An 18,002-nucleotide genomic window follows, 5' to 3' on the forward strand; every position below is an offset into this window, starting at 1 on the left:
ACATCCACAAGGGGGCTTCGCTTACCTGCGGCCGCCCCTCATGTCGGACATTGAGCATCGGTTTCCGGCGGCCCCCCGCTACGCTGGATGAACGCCCGGTCTTGGTTGGATCCTCGGTCAAAGTCTTGAATCAGGCCCCGAGTAAAAGCTCCTGAAAGATCCGAACCGCAGGCCCGTTCATTGTGCAACCCTTGCTTTGACAGGCATCAATGCACCTCAGCGACGCATCTAGGGCAAGGTTTGGCGCGCTTGCGGGACACGGCCTCCCACCAATGTTCGTGGCCGCCGCTCGACATGCGCCGTCTAGAGCAGATCCTGTTCAATCCGGGTCATACCCGGCAGCCCTGAAGTAGTTGGCACACTCGTCAGGAGTGAAGCGGGGTATCAAGGCGCCGACTGCGTCCCACAGGGCATCGATCTTTCGCTCCGCGCGGCCTCGCAGCATGGCTTTCAGTTTCGAGAATGCATTCTCGATGGGATTGAAGTCTGGGCTATAGGGCGGGAGGAACATAAGCTTGGCCCCGGCGCGCTCGATGGCATCCCGCACACCGGATGTCTTGTGTGCTGGCAAGTTGTCCATGACTACGACGTCCCCGGCCTGAAGGGTCGGCAGAAGTACCTGTTCGACATAGGCCAGGAAGACGTTGCCGTTCATCGCGCCGTCGTAGACAAACGGTGCGGTCATTCCGGTTAGGCGCAAGGCGCCGGTGAAGGTCGTTGTCTTCCAGTGCCCGTGCGGTACGCCGGCCCGGCAACGTTCGCCTCGCAGTGCACGCCCGCGCAGACGTGCCATCTTCGCGGAAAGGCCGGTTTCATCGATGAAGATCAGCTTCTCCGGATCGAGATCGAGCTGACCATCAAACCAGACGCGCCGGCGCTTCAGGACATCCGGCCGGTCTTGCTCCAGTGCGTGTGCGGTCTTTTTTTAAAGGTCCATCCTCGGCCTCGAAGCCAGGCGCCAAGTGCGCTACGGCTGATCTTCACCTGCCGTTCGACGGACAAGCGCTGGACCATTTCATCGAGCGTCACGTCCTTCCGCTCTTCGATCAGGGCGACAACAAATTCCTCGTGTGCGTCTACCGCCGATGGCCGCCTCCAGCCCTGCGGCCGAGGGGTCAGCTCGTCCTCTTTCGCTCTCGCGATCCAGCGGATCGCTGTCGAGATCCCAACTCCGAACCGGGCTGCAGCCTGTCGAGCTGACATGCCCGCTGCAGACGCTTTCAAAACCCGTATTCGAAGATCGTCGCTCAGTGCCTGGCCCATCATCCACCTCTTCGCTGTGGATGTTGAATCAGCTTCGGCCTGCGTCGTCACTTCACAATCGATTCATCGATCGCAGCACGTGCTCTAGTGATGGCCCAATAACGACAGCGAGACGTTAACATCAGGCGTCCAAGGCCGGGGCCGGAGCCCGCTCTTGGGGACGGGCTTATCCCGTACCCACTTGCATTCACTGGGAAGGAGGCTTCCTCAAAGCCAGAAGACTGACTGAAGGCGGCGCGCCGAAAGTCCGGCGGAAATCATTGGTGAAATGCGCTTGATCCGAGAAGCCCGCGGTGTGGGCGGCCGTCGTAAAGTTGCTGCCGTTCACGATCTCACTTATGGCCACACGCATCCGGTTCCAAGCGCGGTAGCGACGGAAAGGCACACCCACCTCTCGGGTGAATACGCGTTGAAACTGCGACGAGGAAAGGCCTAGGCTCTTTGCGAGAGGCGATACTGAGGTGAGTTCGCCCGGGTGTGTTCGCAGGTAATCAATAGCCGCCGCTATTCGCGTGTCTCTGTTTTTAGCGGCCCGTCGTGCGGAAAAGCCGAGCAAGTCCTCCAGAGCCAAACCGGCCGATCTGGCGGCGGCACTATCCTCCCACAGCTCGCGCATGACGGCAACCTCGCCACTGCGCCCCATAACAACGCCGTCCACTTCCCAAATGTTGCCGGACAGCGGTACAAGTACTTCGATGCCGCCATGCTTTGGTTCGACGTAAAATACGGCCAGCGGATAGCCGCAGAGATCAAGCTCGTGAAATACACCAGCGGGAATGACCGCCGTACGGCACGAATGCCAATGGCCCCCATGGATTCGCAGCCGGAATTCGCTGTAGATTCCTGCCAGAAAAACGGGAGCGCCATGCTGGTGGAGCCTGTTATACTCGAGAGGTCCTACAAAGAACGTATGCACTTCATCCACGTGCCAAAAGGGCCGGAGCATGCCGTCCGGAGCAGCACGTTCATACAAGCCATCCGGTGCCGACATGGCTAACCTCCCAATACTTGCGACCACCTAGCCTCATCTCGATCGCGGGACTGCAGTGTAGGTGAACCTCGCAGAAATGGAATGACCTGTGCTGGAGCGTTATGCCGTCAGATCGGCTGCGGCTAACGCGGCTCACTGCTTCGAGCGGAGTGGAGCTGCTCTAGCAGAGACCAGTACCCACGTGGAGGATACCGCATGATGCTTCTACCCCACTTATCTCGACGACAAGTCCTGGCCTCGGCCGCTTCGTTGGTAGCAGCTCCGGCGATAGCCGGCCTGTTCGGGTCGGCGGCACAAGGTGCCGGAATGCCGCTCGGTCCGTCAATGCCAACGCACTATCGTTTCAAGCTCGGAAGATTTGAAGTGACCAATATCCTTGATGCCGGCCCCGTGCTCGATGGACCGTGGCCCATCGTCGGGCAAGATCGCCCGCGGACCGAGGTCGAAGAGTTGATGCGGCAAAGCCTGCTTCCGGAAAGGAAATTTCGGCCGGGCTTTACCCCCACAATCGTGAACACGGGCAAAGAGCTCGTGCTCTTCGATACCGGTAACGGCGAAAACGGCTTCGTCCCGAGGCCCAATGGCGGCTGGCTCGCAAACCTGTTGGGCCCGGCCGGCTTTGCACCGGAGCAGATCGACGTCGTGGTCCTGACCCATGGCCATGCTGATCATATAGGCGGCCTCATCGAGGGTGGAAGACCACTATTCCCCAACGCTCGATATGCAATCGGTGATGTGGAGTTCAATTTCTGGTCGTCCGAGGACCGTCTCGCAGCCCCTCCCAGTGACAACGAGTATGTGTCGGCAAAGCTCTTCGCCAGCAATGTCGTTCCCTTGGCCGAACGTACAAGCTTCATCAAACCGGGTGGTGATGTGGTTCCCGGCATTCGTGCGGTCGAGGCCCATGGGCATACACCTGGCCACCTCGCGTTTCACATCGAAAGCGAGGGCAAACAACTGCTCGTCTGGGGCGATTGCGCCCATCACGAGGTAGCATCGCTTGCGTATCCCGAGTGGCACGCCTTTTTCGACATGGATAAGGCCAAAGGCGCGGAGACCCGGCAGCACATCTATGACATGGTTGCAACCGATCGGCTTCCCGTCGCCGGATACCATACGTCATTCCCCTCGCTCGGGTTTGTTGAGCGGAAGGATAGAGGCTATCGTTGGCTGCCGATTTCCTATCAGTTCAGTTTATAGGCCCGTTGCAACCGTAGAGCGTGACCTGATTGTCTCGCATCAATTCCTACGGGCCGGGGAGCCAACACCCCATTCCTTGCAGTGAGGGTTACGATTGGCGGCGTATTGGTCGTCCAAGGGCGCCGACGTTGCCTCGGCGGCTCTTGCATCGCGCCGTCAGTTACCGATTCCTCTGGAATCGAGCAGCGTTCTCATAATTTTTCCTAGTAGAACTGGCAGTCACGCGCGCGGCGACCAGCTTGAATGCCTTCACACCGAGCAAGGCCACTTGGCTGACGGGGCAGCTGCAGGCTGAGGGGCGCTTTCCGTCAAAGTCGGTCACTCATTCTACCGCTTGCGCGCATTTCTGCGGCGACGGCACTTTCGACCGCGCTCGGTCGAGACCGGCACCTTCGCGCGAAGTGTCGTGTCGAGCTAAACCTGTCGCTATCTCACCGGCCTTAGAGCCGGGTCGATTTCGTTCGGTGTGCGCCAGGGATACCCTCCCCAAACCCTCATCCGCGTGCCGCAAAGGCTGCGAGCGGAGGCGGGCCGTCCCGCTGAGACAGGTAGACGCGGGCTTTCAGCTTAGGCCTTCCGTAGGAGACAGAATCGCCTCTAGCCCTTCAAGCGGCTGGCCGCTTTGTCGGCAGCGTCGCGGTCGCTGCCGTGCTGTTTGATGATGCGGCGTGCATCCGCAGCGGCGATGCCGTGCTTCCTCGCAAAGTAGTCGACCTCGTACTTCTGGGTGCCCGATACCAGTCGGCGGTCAGCTGCCGTCTTAGTCTTGTCGTCTGCCATCCAAGGCCCTCCTTCCGTTGACTGACGAACAACGCAGGCGGGAATCGCAAGTTCCCCGCACGACCATCACGCTTCAACCCAACACATGGGGCACACTCGAGCGCAGGCGGGAAAGGGAGCTGGCGCTGTGACATTTGAAAGCGTGCAAACAGGAGGAGTGGAATGTAGGTGCCGCGATCGGCTTCGGCGGGGCAGTCTTTGCCGAACAGCAGCTCGGAATGTGGGTCGAGCTTTCGGCTGTGCGGTTCTGCTTGCTCTCCGTTCTCGGCACTGGTCGGCCTCGTTTTGGCCTTTACTCGGCAATCCGCGCATCGCACAAGTCGCCGTTGGAAGCACTGCGCTATGGACAAGCATTTGATCAGCAATCCGCACTCCGGCACTCACAAAGGACGGCTTTGGGTGGCATTGCTATGTGGTGCCCTTGGCGAACTCAGTGGAGACAATGTGGCGCTGGAAGAGCACGAAAAGGATAACGACTGGCACGATCGAAATGAACGCACCTGCCAAAACGAGTCCCCAATCACCCTGCACCCCCCCGAACGAACGACGTAGGCTGAGAAGCCCGACTTGGATCGTCAGCGCTTCAGGTGGGCTGGTGATGAGGACGAGGGGCCAAAAGAAGTCGTTCCAGGCGCCTTGAAACGCGAGAATCGCGTTGACCAACAAGGCCGGTTTGGCGTTTGGCAGAACGATCTTCCAGAACACTTGAAAACGGTTTGCGCCGTCGACGATTGCAGCTTCCTCTATCTCTCTTGGAAACCCCTCGAAAAACTGTTTCATCAAGAGGACGTTGGCTGAGGCGACAAAAACGACGATTACGCTCCAGGGTGTGTTCAGAAGCGACAGATCCCTGAAAATCAGATAGTTTGACACGAAGGTCACTTGCGCCGGAATCGTCATGGAGAAGAGTGCTGCAGCGAACAGTAAGCGGCTGCCTCTGAACTTGAGCCGCGCGAGCGCATACCCCGCAAGGCTAGCGACGACGAGCGTCAGGACCAGGCGCCCAGTGGCGATCGCAAGACTATTGCCAAGCCAGCTTCCAATCAGGCTCTTCCCAGTCTGCAGGTCAGCCGTCTCGCTTATCACCCTCCGGTAGTTGTTGAAGATCAACCCGAGAGCGCCTGGTGTGATGTTATCCCAGCTCAGCAAACGTCCGCGACGCTCGGATCGCGATGGCGAAATCGGACTGTCGATAAGCGTTTGAGAGGTCGGAGCGGTAAGATTGACGGGCGTACGTTCGATCCAGGGGCCATTATGGCGGTCGGAGCGGTAGGTGATCTCATAGACGAATGTCCGCGCCTGCCAACCCTGCCGAATTCCCCTCTTGTCACGAGCCTGCTTTGTTGCCGAACTGGAGCTTCTCAATGCAATTGACGCATAATCCGCCGCATAATGCCGCATGAGCGCAGCGGCGATGCCCGAACCCGGGCGGCGGCGGGGAATCTCGGCTCTGGGTTCAACAATCCTAGCATCGGCGGGTGCCGCGTACGTCACACTGAATTGAACGTTGGCGCCAGGAGCAAGCCCTCCCCACAAAGCGTCACCCGCACCTTCCCGTCCCAAGCGAGCGGCGGCGACCCATGCGGCCGGATTGAGCTGATCGAAATAGATGCGGAACGGTCTCTCGAGTGGGTCGACCTTCAAGCTCGCTATAAAGGCGAGAACGAATGTCCCCGCCATGATGGTCGCAACGGCGAGAAAGGCCAGATATACCCAGGCGCTCGCTGCAAGCTGCCGCCGACGAAGCGCGCCAGCCGGCAAACGGCGGCGCGAGGGCGAGACTTCCGCAGCCGGCATGCTCGCCATCATTCGCCCTTTTCGTTCACGCCGACCGATTTTTGCACGTAGACGGCTGCGATTGTAAGAATGCCAAGGACCAGGGCCGCAGCACTTGCCATACCGATTCTCGAAGAGGCGCCTGCCGGAAAGGCGTTCTCATAAACGTAGTAGGCAAGCGTTACCCGGCTTGCGAGGGGAGCCGCATCTCCTAGAATTGCGACCTGGTCGAACATTTGTAGGGTACCAATGACGCCCATCGTCACGACGGCAAAGGTCACCGGCCTGAGCGCCGGCACGGTTATGTGGCGAAATCGCTGGAAAGCGTTGGCTCCGTCGACCTCGGCCGCGTCGTATAAGCTGCTCGGGATCGACTGCAGGCCTGCCAGGAACAACAGCATCAGCGTCGGGACCGTCGTAAAAACGTTCATTAACGCCACGGACCACAGCGTGACCGGCATGAAAAGGAAATGGCGCTGCGTATTTAGCCAGGAAATAAGGAGATTATTGTCGAAAACAGACAGCAATCCCGCGAGGGCACAGGAAGCAGCAAGCGCCAGCGCGCCGACGGCGGCGACGAGCAGGAAGAACGGATCGAAGATCGAAATGCCTTCGTAGCTGCGTCGTGCGTTGAGAACGAGCGCGCCCTGCAGAGCAGCCATGCCCACGAGGAACAAAAGGATGTGCTGGCGATAAGCAAGCACGACGCTGACGATCGCGGTCATGAAGCCATTTCTCTGGAAGAGCCACAGGAAGATAAGCGTCATGGCCGCACTGGACATGATCGATGGCAGGTAAAACACCGTCCGAATGAGTCCCCTCGCCCGGACGGCATGGTTCACGAGAACTGCCAGACCAAGTGCGAGCACAGTCTGGGTCGTTGTGACGATGAGCGAGAAGCCGATAGTGTTGCGCAAGGCGAGGAGGAAAAGTTCGTCGGAGACCAATGCAGTGTAATTGGACATCCCGACAAAGCTTGGAGCCTTGAACAAGTCGAAATCGGTAAAGCTGTAGTAAGCTGTCCGAACAATCGCGTAGGCAAAAAACAGCATCATCGAGATCGTAAAAGGCAGTACGAAGAGCCAGCCGCTCCTCTCTTCTGACCTTGCTCGTGACATGCATGCTCCTCCCGCGGGCGCCTGCTTCGTGCGTTCTCTAACCGTTGCTAGCCCGAGAGAAACTTACTTGGCGAGCATCCGGTCAAAGGCGCTTTGTGCCGATGGCAAAGCTGTGTTCGCATCCTCCTCCCCGAGGATGACAGAATTGAGCGCAGCATTGATCGGCTGCATCCAACTCCCTCCGACGTCTCCAAAGAAATACGGCATAACGTGATCGTCCGAGAGGCCTTCAAGGACCACTCGGCTTGCGATCTGTTCAGGCTGGCCGCCGCGCAGCCACGGGTTGTCATTCAGACTAGTCCGGCTCGGGAGGGCCAGCCCCTGCTCCAAAACCCATTGCTGGGCCTCCTCGGTAGTTAGGAGCTCGGCGACTTTTGCAGCAGCCTTACTGACCTTCGAGGCCGCGTTGACGGTCCAGCCGACGGAGAAGACGATATTGCCTCGTTTGCTGCTTTCTGGGTCTTTCGGCATCCGGACAGTGCCGAGATTCATGTTTGGAGCACTATCGCGCAACGCGCTGAGGATCCAAGCACCCTCTATCGCTACGGCAGCCCGCTCCGACGCCAAGCAACCGCCAGTCCAGCTGTGCCCCGCGTCGGCGGCCATAACGGCGGCCCCGGACTTCACGAGGCCGGTATAGAAATCGAATGCCCGACGAAAGCGCTTATCCAGTACGGTTTTTCCCCGATCATCAAAGGGCGACCAGCCTGTCGACAACGCAAAGGCGCCGAACCGGGCATATTCCGGCACAACACAGAGACCATCGACCTCCGGAAGCGACTTGTTCACGGCCACCAATTTCTCTTGCAGCGTCGTCCACGTGTCGTCGTCGCTCGGATAGCCGACGCCCGCGTCATCGAAGATGTCCTTGTTGAAATGTATGGCTAGCGTATTGAAGTCTTTGGGGATTGAGTAAAGCTTCCCATCGTAGGTGAAGGCGGTCAGCAGATTGGCTGCAAAACCAGAAACGTCGTTTGTTACCGGTGCGGCTTGACCGGCGCTGAATACCGACCGCGCCCAAAAGGTGTCGACGTAAAAAAGGTCTGGAGCGGTGCCCGCCGACAGGCCGTTGATGATGAATTGCGAATAGTCGCCATCAACAGGCTCGTACTTTACCCTGATCCCCTCTTCCGCGAGCTTTTCGGCAAGAACGTTCGTTAATAGCCCGTTGACAATGGCGACCTCGGACCCACCCCAGCCGGATATCCGCACAATCTCCTCAGCAGAGGCCGGCAACCCAAAGAGCATGGTCGCTGCAACGAGAGCTCCAGGACGGAACAGCATGTCGGTCCTCCCTCCGATCAAAAGCCACGTCGCGCGGGTACGGACAAAAGCGTCCCGCTTTTCAGGAGGTAGATAGCTCTGTCTGCGGAAACGTCGAGCGGCGGCCCATTACTTGCCAAAATCGCCGAGCTATTCGAGTATACTCGCTGAGCGTTGGCAACGTTGAGATCAGGGCAAGCCCACCCCGAAATCTGCGACAAGCCGGTCGGCGTCATCGGCGCGCTCAGGGAATTGCAGCAGGGATCCACGAAGTAGGAAGTGGAGCCGCTTCTACTCGTCTTCGAACTCGCTGGGCGACATCTGGGTGCCATGTAGGACACGCAGAATCCGAATCATATCTGCCAGCACCATATAGGCTGCAAGATAAGGCGTCCTCGGGATGACAAGCTCTCGAGTTCCGGCAATCCGGTCAGGCCGGCCGCTTTCGGAAAAGCAGACGACGTGCAGCGCTGACGATCTCCTCGTTGACGTGGACCGCCGCCTTAAGGACACTCACTTGAGTACTGTGCTACATCGATCGGATGTTTGGGCCCGTTTGCGCAAGCATCGGCCGTGATTGCGGCAACAGAGCGTATTGAGCTTCGAGCAAGTCGTTGCAGGTCGCCCATTTGAGCAAGCATTACAAGCTGGGGTCCGGCCCGTTCTCGCCCAAGCGGGAGTTCAGGGCCGTGGACGATGTCAGTTTCACGCTTCGTCGTGGGGAAATCGTCGGCGAGTCCGGTTGGGGCAAATCCAGCCATTGCACGCATGCTAACAGGACCTCGCCTTGTGCGGCATTCCGAGGCGCTTTCGGCGCGTCGGCATGGGGCACGGCCGACATCAGCCGGCGGGTATAGGCGTGGCTCGGATTGGTAAAGACGTCCTCGGCCTTGCCGCTCTCCACCACCTTGCCGCCGTTCATTACGATGATCCGATCATCCGCCACGGCCGCGGCGACCTCGAGATCATGGGTGATCATGATCAGAGCCATGCCGGTCTCGCGCTGTAGGTCCCGCAGGAGTTCCAGGATCTGTGCCTGAAGGCCGTCGGTCGTCCGATCGGAGGGTCGGCCGGTTGTCAAAACGCGAATCTAAAGTGTCCTGATTCTGCAAAGTAAGAATGTCACTCTCCGACGTTTTGACGGCGTGGGAGATTGCGGGTCGGATCGATTGCGATGAGCGACCGCGACTGCGAGAAGCCCGGTATTCATCTGATGTTGAGACCGTCAACGCCGGCTATGCCAGCAGCAGTCCGCCGTCCACATGCATGACCTGCCCTGTGATATGGCGTGCTCCGGGTGACAGAAGGAAGGCGACCAATTCTGCCACGTCGATCGGCTCGCCGAGCCTGCCATTCGGTGTCACCGCACGTGCGCTTTCCATTGCTGCTGATGAAGTCGCGGCATGGCCTCCGGTGTCCTTGCGCGTGAAGCCGGGTGCGACGCAGTTTACCGTCACACCCACCGGCGCGAGCTGGGCAGCAAGCGATTTGGCTAGAGCCTCCAACGCAGCCTTGGCGGCACCGGATGCGGGAAAATGCATCCCATTCGTTCCAAAGCCGTGGGCGACGAAGGAACTGACGGCGACCACTCGCCCCTGCATGGATGTTCTCAGGTCCGGCAGAGCGGCGTCGACCAGCCGGAAAAAGGCCATCGGCATCATGTCGAACGCGGTCTGCAGGTCTGCGTCCGTCAGTTGACCGAACGAAGATCGCTGCGCGCGGCCGGCATTCGAAACGATCTGGTCGAGCCCGCCGAAGGCTGCACGCGCCGCCTGGACGAGATGTCCGGGAACGGTCGGATCGGACAGATCTCCGAGTTCCGTGGCAACCTCGGCGCCTCTTGCGCTCACCTCCTTCGCGACTGTCCTTAGTCCTTCCGCATTCGCGCCCGTGTGCAAGAAAAGCCGCATGCCGGGCGTCGCGATGCGCCGCGCGATTGCGGCGCCGATTCCGCTGCCAGCACCGGTAATGAGAATTCTTGGTGCGTCTGTCATGGCATCCTCATGAAAATGCGCGCAAAAGCAGAACAAGAGCTGAAGCCGCCGACACGATGAGGACGATGACTTTCACATGCCCTCGGTCGACGAGTCGTCGTCCCCAGCCCGACAGCAGGAAGCCGAGGAAGGCGAAGGGGAGCATGGTGGCGGCAAGAAGGAGATCGGAGAGGCCGAAACTGCCGGCGACGAAAAGCGCTCCGATCGAGATGATGCCACCGACGACGAAGAAGGCGTTCAGGGTCGCACGCATGCGTGCGCCGCCGGTATTCTGATAAACCATGGCCATGGGCGGAGCCCCGATCGAGGTCAAGGTGCCCATGAACCCCGAAAGGACACCGGCGAGAAAGAGCGAACTGCGCGTCGTGTCGATCCTCAGCCCCGCAAGGCTGAGCGCCACGGCGAAGAGCACGCCGAAGCCGAATACGGCCGCGAAGGCATCTGGGCTTAGCAATTGCAGGCAGAACGCGGCCGCCCCTGCCGCCAGCAGGCGTCCGGTCAGGGAGAAGGCAAGGTCCTGCCGGTTGACGTCGCTCCATTCCCGAACCGTACCGCCGGCGCTCACGGCTATCGCCATTGCCAGCATCGGGCCCGGTACGAAGGCGGGATCGATGATGGCGAGCATCGGCGCTGCGAGCATGTTGAACCCGAAACCGGTGGAACCCTGAACCGCGCCGGCAAGAATGAGCGCAACGGCCGCGGCTATCCCCTGAGGGCTGATCAACAATTCCATCATGCGTGACGATTCCAGCAGGCGGCAAAGTGATCGCCGGTCTTGCGCAGGAGCTGCGGAGCCTCTTCGCGGCACCGGTCGGTCGCAAGCGGGCAGCGCGGATGGAAGCGGCAGCCGGTCGGCGGACTGGCGATATCGACGGACTCGCCCGGAGGCACGATGCGCCTCCGGGCGCGCTGGAGCTTCGGATTGGCGACCGGAACCGCAGACAGCAATGCCTCTGTATAGGGATGGATAGGCCGCTGGTAGATGGCGTCGCGCGGCGCGATCTCGACGATCCTCCCCGCATACATGATCGCCACCCGGTGAGAGATGTGCCGCACGATCGCGAGATCATGCGCGATGAAGAGGTAGGATATTCCGAGATCGCGCTGCAGGTCCTGCATAAGATTGACGACCTGAGCCCGCACCGAGACGTCGAGGGCGGAGACAGGCTCGTCAGCCACAATGAGCGCCGGCTTCAGCGCCAAGGCCCTGGCGATGCCGATCCGCTGGCGCTGTCCGCCGGAAAAGCTGTGCGGATAGCGGTCGGCGGCATCGCCGGGCAGTCCCACGCGCTCCAGCAATTCGGCAACGGCGGCACGCGCCTCCTCTGCGGAAGCGGCGAGGCCGTGGACGATAAGCGGTTCCGCTACGATGCTCGAGACCTTCATGCGCGGATTGAGCGACGTATAGGGATCCTGCAGGACGATCTGCATGCGCGCACGCAGGCGTCGCAGCGGCTCGCCACCGAGATGGGTAATGTCCTCGCCGCCGAAGACAATCCTGCCTTGCGCAGCGGGAATGCGGCGGAGCACCGCACGGCCGACGGTCGTCTTGCCGGAGCCGGATTCGCCTACAAGACCAAGCGTTTCGCCCGGTGCCAGGTCGAAGCTCACATCGCTGACGGCATTGACGCTCCGGCGTTTGCGGAAAAGTCCGCCGGACGAGAGTTCGTAATCGATGGCGAGGCCGGAAACCGAAAGCACGGGGGCGACCGTCATACTGCCTCCCTCCATGCCTGTTCGCCGGCCTTGCGGCAGGCCACTGTGCCCGCACCGACCGCACGGAGAACTTGAGGCCCCTGGCAACCGTCGTCGCCAATCGGACAGCGAGGCAGGAAAGCGCAGCCGGAAGGCGGCTGCAACAGCCCCGGCGGAGCTCCGTCTATCGCCGTCAGCCGCTCCTCGTCGGCATCGAGGCCTGGTGTCGAGCGGATCAGGCCCTGCGTATAGGGATGCGATGGATTCTCGAAAATGGCATCCACCGGACCGGTTTCGACGATCTGCCCCGCATACATGACGGCGACGCGGTGACAGAGGCCTGCGACGATGCCGAGGTCATGGGTGATCAGAACGATCGCCAACCCCATCTTCTCCTGCAACTTCGCCAGAAGCTCCAGAATCTGGGCCTGGATCGTTACGTCCAGGGCCGTTGTCGGTTCGTCGGCGATCAGGAGCTTGGGCTCGCAGGCGATTCCCATGGCAATCATGACGCGCTGTCGCATGCCGCCGGAAAACTCGTGCGGATACTGATCGAGCCTCCGCTCCGCCCCGGAGATGCCGACTGCCGAAAGCAATTCCGCCGCCCGACGTCGCGCCGCTCGCCTGCTGGATCCCAAGTGAACCTCGATCACCTCGGCGATTTGCGCCCCCACCGTCATCAGCGGATTGAGCGATGTCATCGGGTTCTGAAAGATCATCGTGATCTCCCTGCCCCAGATATCGCGCGCAGCATTGGCGACATCGAACCCGGCGAGCGGCTTTCCCTCCCAGAGAATCTCACCGTCCGAGATGCGCCCCGGGACGTCGATCAGGCCCATGACCGCCTGTGCCGTCACGCTTTTGCCGGATCCGGATTCGCCGACGATGCCGAGCGTTTCGCCCGGTGCGACGGTCAGGGACACCCCGCGCAGGGCCTGGACGGTCCCGGCGCGCGTATCGAAACAGACATGCAGGTTGTCGATCTCGAGCAGAGGCATGGTCATGCTTCCGCCCTCCGTCGCCCGCGCCGCCGCCTGGCCGCCTCGGCGCGCGCAAAGCGTTTCTCCCGTTCCTCGGGGTCGGTCGTTACCCGTAACCAGTTGGCGAAGAGATTGATGGACAGCACTGTCACGACGATCGCAAGGCCCGGAAAGGTCACGAGCCACCACGCGATGAACAGGTAGTCCCGTCCCGAGGCGACGTCGAGCCCCCATGACGTCGCCGGAGGCTGAACGCCGAAGCCGAGAAACGACACCGCTGCTTCCGCCAGCACGATATTGGTGAACTCCAGGATCGCGAGCGTCATCAGCGGCGAGACGATGTTCGGCAGGATATGCCTGAAGATGACCCTTGCAGGACGACAGCCGATCACTTCGGCTGCTTCGACGTAAGGGGTCTGACGGGTCGACGAGACGATGCCGCGCACGAGCCGGGCATAGACCATCCAGTTCGTCACCGACAGGACCGCAACAAGCGTCCAGACGCCTGGCCCCAGAACCGCGACGACGAGGAGGATGAGAAGTATGCCCGGGAAGCTCACCTGAATGTCGACCAGACGCATCAGGATCGAGTCCGTGCGCCCTCCCATGAAGCCTGCCCAAAGACCGATGACGGTCCCCAGTGTCGCCGCCAGAAGGCAGGTGACGGCGCCGATCGTCAGCGTCGCCCTCGCACCCCAGATGATGCGGGACAGGACGTCGCGGCCGAGATTATCGGTTCCGAGCAAGTGTTCCCAGGTACCGCGCTCCATCCAGACCGGCGGCTTCAGCCGTGCCATGATCGACTGCGCGGCCGGATCGTAAGGTGCGATGAGCGGAGCGAACAGGGCCAGGAACACGATGAGCAGGATGAAGGCGAGGCCGATGGCGGCGGTCTTGTCGTGCCAGAGCTCCGATATCCTTCCGCGCGGCACGCGCGTGCCGACAGGAGTGGGTGAAGCGGCGGAAGCGGAAGCGGCCATCAGTTCAATTCCATCCTCGGATCCACCGCCTTCGACAGGATGTCGAGCGCGATGCCGATCAAGACGATCAGGAAAGCGATGACGAAGACGATGGCCTGCATCAGAAACAGGTCGCCCCGCTGGATCGCCTGCACGGCCGTCAGGCCCAGCCCCGGCCACGCGAACACCGTTTCGACCACAACCGTATAGCCGGAGAGAGTGGCAATCAGTTCCCATCCGGAGATAGAGAGAAAGGGAACCAGGATGTTGCGTAAGGTATGGACGCGCAGAATACGCGTTAGCCCGAGGCCCTTTGCCCTTGCCGTCTTGACATAGGGCTTGTTGAGTTCGTCGATCATTGACGCGCGCACCATCATCGTGAAGCGCGCAAGCGGCGTCAGGGCGAGCGTAAGGGCTGGAAGAACAAGGTGAGCGGCCGTGCCCATGCCGGAGGTCGGCAGCCATCTCAGCGTGACCGCAAAGATCATGATGGCGACGAGACCGAGCCAGAATTGCGGCATCGCGAGCCCGAGAAGGCCGACCGACATGGTCAGCCGATCGACCAGTCCGCCCGGACGCAGAGCCGAAACGGCGCCCAGCGGTATCGAAAGCATGACTGCGGCTCCAAGCCCTGCCGCGATCAACAGCAGCGTGTTCGGCAAGCGCTCGAACACGACTTCGATCGCAGGGCGACGCTGCCAGAGGCTGTTTCCGAAGTCCAGTGTGGCGATGTCCCCGACGAAACGCAGGAACTGCGTGGCGATCGGCTGGTCCAGGCCGATCTGCTGGGCAAAGGCAGCCCTTTGCGCCTCCGTTGCGCTGAGCGGAAGCATCAGCGCAACCGGATCGCCCACCAGTCGGGTCACGACGAAGACCGTCGCTGTCACCCCGAAGACGACGAGCACGCCCTGGAACAGGCGGCGGAGGATGAATTCCAGCATATGAGGCATTCCTGTGGTCGGGGCGACCCTTGCCGCAGAACAGGTCCGCGGCAAGAGTTAATCCACCTGCGGACGACGCTATTCGGTTACCTTCATTTCGCTCACCATCAACTTCGCGTCGACACGTGGCTGCCATTCCATGCGTTCCGACATTCCGTAGATGTCCTGGAGATTGAACAGCGGGACGGTGTAGTTCAGGTCGTGCCCCTTCTTCTGGATATCGTCATAAAGCGCCTTGCGTTTTGCAGTATCCGTTTCGACGCGTGCCGCCTCGATCATGGTGGCCATTTCGGCATCCGAGTTCGATGCCGCTGCACCGTCCTTGTGGTAGATGAAGGACATTTCCCGGTCGGCATCGAGCAGTTCGTTGGAATTGGCGATGAAGATCGCGTCGGGACGCGGCCCGTCGCCCATCAGGCTGTCGAGGTACTGCGAGAATTCCTGGATGTCGGTCGTGACGTTCAGCCCGGTCTCGGCCCAGTAACCCGCGACCGCCTCGATCTGCTCACGGTCCTTCAGCCAGCGGCCGGATTCGCCGACGACCACGAGGGGCTTGCCCTCGGCCCCTGCCTCCTTGATCAGCGCCCGCGCCTTCTCGATGTCATGGGGATAGTGCTCCAGTTTTTCGTTGAAGCCGAAGGCGGCCGGATTGATGTGCGACCCCTTGGCGAGGGTCGCATAGCCCATGAACAGGCCCTCGGCCATGGCCTTGCGGTCGATGGCGAGATTGAGCGCCTCACGCACCTTCGGGTCCTTCGTAACTTCGTTGTCCGTGCCCAGAACGAAGACGGACGTCTCGAGGCCGGGAACGGCAGCGAACTTCGGCACATTCGTCGTGAACTCCGGCAGGAGGTTTGTGATCACGTCGAATTCGCCGGAAAGCAGGCCGGAAAGGCGCGTGCCCGGCTCCGTCACGAAGCGGTAGGTGACGTCGTCGATCTGCGGTTCCCCGCCCCAGTAGTCCGCGTTTGCAACGAGCTTCAGGTCCGTCCCGCGGTTCCAGCTGTCGAACTTGTACGGGCCGGTTCCGACCGGCGCACCGGCAAGATCGCCGTCCTTGGCATAGCCGGGCGCGATCATCTTCATCCAGTACATGCGCGACGGCAGGATCGGATCCGGGCCTGTGGTGACGAGGTTGACTGTCAGGTCATCGACCTTTTCGGCCGTCTTGATCGTACCGAAATACGCCATCTGTTCGGAATTGTTGGCAGGATCGATGACCCGCGAGACGGATGCAACCACGGCATCGGCATTGAAAGGTTCGCCATTGTGGAACTTGACGCCGTCCCGCAATTTGAACTGCCAGGTCGTGGCGTCGACCTGCTTCGGAGGCTGCGCGGCCAGACCCGGCACGAGTTCGCCGGTCGGCGTCCTTGCCATCAGCGTCTCATAGATGTTGTCGTTGACCTGTCGCTCGCCGCCGTCATCCCTAAGCTGCGGATCGAGCGTCGAAGGCTCCGACCCGATGGCGATGGTGATGGATTGTGCCCATGCTGCCGATGCGGCAAGTGTCGACGCGAGCAACATCACGACGCCGGCAGTCAGTCTCTGTATCTTCTTCATCCAAGTTCCCCTGTTTTTTGCTTCAGATATCACATGGCTCGAGCCGGAAGTTCTAGTTTGAACAGGCAAGGCTCGGGCCGGCCCTCCAGTCCCGGAGGCGTCCTGGCCGCAAACCGCGATGGATCAGCCCTTTCGAAGCTCTCGGCAATGTCGAGCAGCCGATGCTCGGAGCGCGGCACCCCCATGATCTGCACTCCGACCGGCATCCCGTCGCCGCCAAAACCCGCCGGAAAGGCGAGAGCGGGAAAGCCAGTATAATTGGCGACGATATTCGGAATGGGGTCCTTCATGAAATAGAAGGGGTCGACCGACGCAAGCGGCCCGGGCGGCGCGAGTGCGCCGGGGACCAGCAGGCAATCGACGTTCGACATAGCGTCCAAGAGCCTCTTCCTCAAAACAGGGCGCAGACGTTCGGCCAGTCGGAAGTCATGAACCGCTATCCCCTCACCGACAAGTGCGCGAGCCCGGAATATCGCGCCGAACTTGTCCCAGGCCGCACGGACGGAAGCGGCATGCTCCGCAGCAACCTCGCACATCATGAGAACGGTGCCCGGGGCGTGGAAATCCTCCAGCGAAGGAAGCCGGAGCGGCACGATGTCTGCGCCTTCAGACCGGGCGACTTCGATGGCGCCGTCGATAGCCGCCCGCACATCGGGATGTATCAGCCGTCCAACATCCCATTCATTCTCCGGGACGCCGATCCGAAGGCCTTTTAGCGACCCGACGAAGGGTGAACCGGGGCTGCGGCCTGCCATGACGTCGAACAGGATGCGGGTATCATCGGCGGTCCGGGCGACCGGGCCCACATGGTCCATCGTGGCCGCGAGGACAGCGATACCGTCGAGCGGCAGCGTATCGTGACCGGGCTTCAGGCCGAAGACGCCACACATCGTGGCCGGAAGCCGGATCGAACCGGCCGTGTCGGTCGCCAGCGATCCGAGACAGAGGCCGGCAGCGACGGTGACGCCGGATCCGCTCGACGAGCCACCGGGAAAGCGGTCAAGATTCCAGGGATTGCGGGCAGGCGGGAAAGGCAGATCGAAAGACGGGCCGCCGAAGGCAAGCTCGTGGCAGTTCGCCTTGCCTATCACGATCCCACCCGCCGCCTTCATACGGGCAACGACAGTCGCATCGGCAGTGGCCGTGCGCCCTGACCGTGACGCCGAGGCCCCCGCAGAGGGAAGCCCGGCAACATCGGCTGTATCTTTGATGGAGAGCGGTATGCCGGCAAGCGCCCCCGCCTCGCCTCCTGCATTCAGATACGTATCGAGATCGTGTGCGGCGCCCAGAGCTGCTTCCGGTGCCGGCACGTTGAACCCGCAAAGTGCATCGTCGTAGGCCACGATCCGGCCAAGGAAATGGGTTGTCACATCAACGGCGGAGATCTCACGTGCCCGGATCATCGCCGCAAGTTTCCTGATCGACAGGTTTTCAAGCGCGGTCATGGCTGCATCTCGTCTGGGCTAGCCTTTCGGCCAC

At 61.1% G+C, this 18,002-nt stretch carries 15 protein-coding genes and 2 pseudogenes; 1 reads left to right on the forward strand and 16 read right to left on the reverse strand.

Annotation, left to right across the window (positions count from 1 at the left end; translation table 11 throughout):
* Nucleotides 1-319: 319 nt before the first annotated feature.
* Both M1D43_RS27865 and M1D43_RS27870 read right to left on the reverse strand, forming a co-directional pair.
* A protein-coding gene (locus M1D43_RS27865) for an IS630-like element ISRm10-1 family transposase (RefSeq protein WP_498814793.1) occupies nucleotides 320-1,263 on the reverse strand; the annotation gives its coding sequence in 2 pieces (ribosomal slippage) (nucleotides 320-927 and nucleotides 927-1,263; 945 coding nt in all).
* Between the two features lie 187 nt (nucleotides 1,264-1,450).
* Nucleotides 1,451-2,254, reverse strand: coding sequence for a helix-turn-helix domain-containing protein (locus M1D43_RS27870; protein WP_095926500.1), 804 nt, complete (start codon nucleotides 2,252-2,254; stop codon nucleotides 1,451-1,453).
* 195 nt (nucleotides 2,255-2,449) lie between these two features.
* Between M1D43_RS27870 and M1D43_RS27875 the strand changes: the two genes are divergently transcribed.
* On the forward strand, nucleotides 2,450-3,454 hold the full coding sequence (locus tag M1D43_RS27875; protein WP_498814523.1) for an MBL fold metallo-hydrolase: 1,005 nt from the start codon (nucleotides 2,450-2,452) through the stop codon (nucleotides 3,452-3,454).
* Between the two features lie 597 nt (nucleotides 3,455-4,051).
* On the opposite strand, the gene M1D43_RS27880 is transcribed toward M1D43_RS27875, so the two are convergent.
* The 14 genes and pseudogenes from M1D43_RS27880 to M1D43_RS27945 form a co-directional block, all read right to left on the reverse strand.
* A complete protein-coding gene (locus tag M1D43_RS27880; RefSeq protein WP_003526775.1) occupies nucleotides 4,052-4,234 on the reverse strand; it encodes a DUF3606 domain-containing protein in 183 nt (60 codons plus the stop codon).
* Between the two features lie 408 nt (nucleotides 4,235-4,642).
* The gene (locus M1D43_RS27885) at nucleotides 4,643-6,043 is read right to left on the reverse strand and encodes a carbohydrate ABC transporter permease (protein ID WP_498814525.1); all 1,401 of its coding nucleotides are present in this window, start codon (nucleotides 6,041-6,043) and stop codon (nucleotides 4,643-4,645) included.
* Entirely contained in the window at nucleotides 6,040-7,128 is a 1,089-nt protein-coding gene (locus tag M1D43_RS27890) for a carbohydrate ABC transporter permease (protein ID WP_127510292.1), read from the reverse strand. The genes M1D43_RS27885 and M1D43_RS27890 overlap by 4 nt, the downstream gene beginning before the upstream one ends.
* Nucleotides 7,129-7,191: 63 nt before the next feature.
* A complete protein-coding gene (locus M1D43_RS27895) occupies nucleotides 7,192-8,412 on the reverse strand; it encodes an extracellular solute-binding protein (protein ID WP_498814526.1) in 1,221 nt (406 codons plus the stop codon).
* A gap of 270 nt (nucleotides 8,413-8,682) precedes the next feature.
* A pseudogene (locus M1D43_RS27900) lies at nucleotides 8,683-8,896 on the reverse strand (type II toxin-antitoxin system RelE/ParE family toxin); the annotation flags it as partial.
* A 263-nt stretch (nucleotides 8,897-9,159) separates the two neighbouring features.
* Nucleotides 9,160-9,433: pseudogene (locus M1D43_RS27905) on the reverse strand (ABC transporter ATP-binding protein); the annotation flags it as partial.
* Between the two features lie 193 nt (nucleotides 9,434-9,626).
* Nucleotides 9,627-10,385 carry an SDR family NAD(P)-dependent oxidoreductase gene (locus tag M1D43_RS27910; protein ID WP_003526782.1) on the reverse strand — a complete coding sequence of 253 codons (759 nt, stop codon included), beginning with the start codon at nucleotides 10,383-10,385 and terminating at the stop codon, nucleotides 9,627-9,629.
* Between the two features lie 7 nt (nucleotides 10,386-10,392).
* Entirely contained in the window at nucleotides 10,393-11,121 is a 729-nt protein-coding gene (locus M1D43_RS27915) for a sulfite exporter TauE/SafE family protein (RefSeq protein WP_013845492.1), read from the reverse strand.
* Complete coding sequence (locus M1D43_RS27920; RefSeq protein ID WP_010967725.1) at nucleotides 11,118-12,101, reverse strand: ABC transporter ATP-binding protein; 984 nt, start codon at nucleotides 12,099-12,101, stop codon at nucleotides 11,118-11,120. Before M1D43_RS27920 ends, M1D43_RS27915 begins: the two co-directional genes overlap by 4 nt.
* A complete protein-coding gene (locus M1D43_RS27925; RefSeq protein WP_498814528.1) occupies nucleotides 12,098-13,084 on the reverse strand; it encodes an ABC transporter ATP-binding protein in 987 nt (328 codons plus the stop codon). The genes M1D43_RS27920 and M1D43_RS27925 overlap by 4 nt, the downstream gene beginning before the upstream one ends.
* The gene (locus tag M1D43_RS27930; RefSeq protein WP_127713316.1) at nucleotides 13,081-14,040 is read right to left on the reverse strand and encodes an ABC transporter permease; all 960 of its coding nucleotides are present in this window, start codon (nucleotides 14,038-14,040) and stop codon (nucleotides 13,081-13,083) included. The genes M1D43_RS27925 and M1D43_RS27930 overlap by 4 nt, the downstream gene beginning before the upstream one ends.
* Nucleotides 14,040-14,960: an ABC transporter permease gene (locus tag M1D43_RS27935; protein WP_003536990.1), complete on the reverse strand. Its 921-nt coding sequence runs from the start codon at nucleotides 14,958-14,960 to the stop codon at nucleotides 14,040-14,042. The genes M1D43_RS27930 and M1D43_RS27935 overlap by 1 nt, the downstream gene beginning before the upstream one ends.
* Nucleotides 14,961-15,038: 78 nt before the next feature.
* The gene (locus M1D43_RS27940) at nucleotides 15,039-16,523 is read right to left on the reverse strand and encodes an ABC transporter substrate-binding protein (RefSeq protein ID WP_003536988.1); all 1,485 of its coding nucleotides are present in this window, start codon (nucleotides 16,521-16,523) and stop codon (nucleotides 15,039-15,041) included.
* A 29-nt stretch (nucleotides 16,524-16,552) separates the two neighbouring features.
* Nucleotides 16,553-17,968, reverse strand: a complete 1,416-nt coding sequence (locus M1D43_RS27945; RefSeq protein ID WP_498814529.1) for an amidase — start codon at nucleotides 17,966-17,968, stop codon at nucleotides 16,553-16,555.
* Nucleotides 17,969-18,002 lie beyond the last annotated feature (34 nt).

Source organism: Ensifer sp. R1-3, assembly GCF_056739175.1.

Excerpts from the sequence above, each read along its gene's own strand:
- M1D43_RS27910 (WP_003526782.1), bottom strand. The coding sequence starts at position 10,385 with ATGACAGACGCACCAAGAATTCTCATTACCGGTGCTGGCAGCGGAATC.
- M1D43_RS27875 (WP_498814523.1), top strand. The coding sequence starts at position 2,450 with ATGATGCTTCTACCCCACTTATCTCGACGACAAGTCCTGGCCTCGGCC.
- M1D43_RS27945 (WP_498814529.1), bottom strand. The coding sequence starts at position 17,968 with ATGACCGCGCTTGAAAACCTGTCGATCAGGAAACTTGCGGCGATGATC.
- M1D43_RS27925 (WP_498814528.1), bottom strand. The coding sequence starts at position 13,084 with ATGACCATGCCTCTGCTCGAGATCGACAACCTGCATGTCTGTTTCGAT.
- M1D43_RS27880 (WP_003526775.1), bottom strand. The coding sequence starts at position 4,234 with ATGGCAGACGACAAGACTAAGACGGCAGCTGACCGCCGACTGGTATCG.
- M1D43_RS27935 (WP_003536990.1), bottom strand. The coding sequence starts at position 14,960 with ATGCTGGAATTCATCCTCCGCCGCCTGTTCCAGGGCGTGCTCGTCGTC.
- M1D43_RS27920 (WP_010967725.1), bottom strand. The coding sequence starts at position 12,101 with ATGACGGTCGCCCCCGTGCTTTCGGTTTCCGGCCTCGCCATCGATTAC.
- M1D43_RS27890 (WP_127510292.1), bottom strand. The coding sequence starts at position 7,128 with ATGTCACGAGCAAGGTCAGAAGAGAGGAGCGGCTGGCTCTTCGTACTG.
- M1D43_RS27895 (WP_498814526.1), bottom strand. The coding sequence starts at position 8,412 with ATGCTGTTCCGTCCTGGAGCTCTCGTTGCAGCGACCATGCTCTTTGGG.
- M1D43_RS27940 (WP_003536988.1), bottom strand. The coding sequence starts at position 16,523 with ATGAAGAAGATACAGAGACTGACTGCCGGCGTCGTGATGTTGCTCGCG.
- M1D43_RS27870 (WP_095926500.1), bottom strand. The coding sequence starts at position 2,254 with ATGTCGGCACCGGATGGCTTGTATGAACGTGCTGCTCCGGACGGCATG.
- M1D43_RS27885 (WP_498814525.1), bottom strand. The coding sequence starts at position 6,043 with ATGATGGCGAGCATGCCGGCTGCGGAAGTCTCGCCCTCGCGCCGCCGT.
- M1D43_RS27915 (WP_013845492.1), bottom strand. The coding sequence starts at position 11,121 with ATGATGGAATTGTTGATCAGCCCTCAGGGGATAGCCGCGGCCGTTGCG.
- M1D43_RS27930 (WP_127713316.1), bottom strand. The coding sequence starts at position 14,040 with ATGGCCGCTTCCGCTTCCGCCGCTTCACCCACTCCTGTCGGCACGCGC.